Origin of the sequence: Paenibacillus herberti, from assembly GCF_002233675.1 — a bacterium.
GTDB lineage: Bacteria > Bacillota > Bacilli > Paenibacillales > Paenibacillaceae > Paenibacillus_O > Paenibacillus_O herberti.
Window position 1 is genome coordinate 902,318 of sequence record NZ_NMUQ01000002.1, and the last position, 826, is coordinate 903,143.

Sequence of the window (826 nt, forward strand, 5' to 3'; positions counted from 1 at the left end):
AAAACACCTTGTACCTTGAAAACTGGATACGAACGATATGAAATGCTGAAACATCCGATAGCTGTTGCTTACCTGTCAGCTTGTCTTCGGACAAGGTGAAGCGAAGGTTCGTTAGAACCGGAGCATTGGTTAAGCTACTAAGAGCGCACGGAGGATGCCTAGGCGCCAGAAGCCGAAGAAGGACGTGGCGAACCACGATAGGCCTCGGGGAGCTGTAAGCAAGCGTTGATCCGGGGATTTCCGAATGGGGAAACCCAGCTGGAGTAATGTCCAGTTACTGCGATGTGAATACATAGCGTCGCGTGAGGCATACCAGGGGAACTGAAACATCTAAGTACCCTGAGGAAGAGAAAACAATAGTGATTCCGTCAGTAGCGGCGAGCGAACGCGGATTAGCCCAAACCAAGGGGCTTGCTCCTTGGGGTTGTGGGACGTCTCACATGGAGTTACAAAGGAATGGGTTAGGCGAAGAGGTCTGGAAAGGCCCGCTACAAGAGGTAAAAGCCCTGTACCCAAAAGTCCATTCCCTCCGAGACGGATCCCGAGTACCGCGAGACACGTGAAACCTCGTGGGAATCCGGCAGGACCATCTGCCAAGGCTAAATACTCTCTGGCGACCGATAGTGAAGCAGTACCGTGAGGGAAAGGTGAAAAGCACCGCGGGAGCGGAGTGAAATAGAACCTGAAACCGTGCGCTTACAAAAAGTCAAAGCCCTATTACTGGGTGATGGCGTGCCTTTTGTAGAATGAACCGGCGAGTTACGTTCACGTGCAAGGTTAAGTCGGGAAGACGGAGCCGCAGCGAAAGCGAGTCTGAATAGGGCGA

At 52.5% G+C, this 826-nt stretch carries 1 rRNA gene (only partly in view); it reads left to right on the forward strand.

Annotation, left to right across the window (positions count from 1 at the left end):
- Positions 1 to 127 precede the first annotated feature (127 nt).
- Positions 128 to 826, forward strand: a 23S ribosomal RNA gene (locus CGZ75_RS16420); it runs 2,240 nt beyond the window's last position.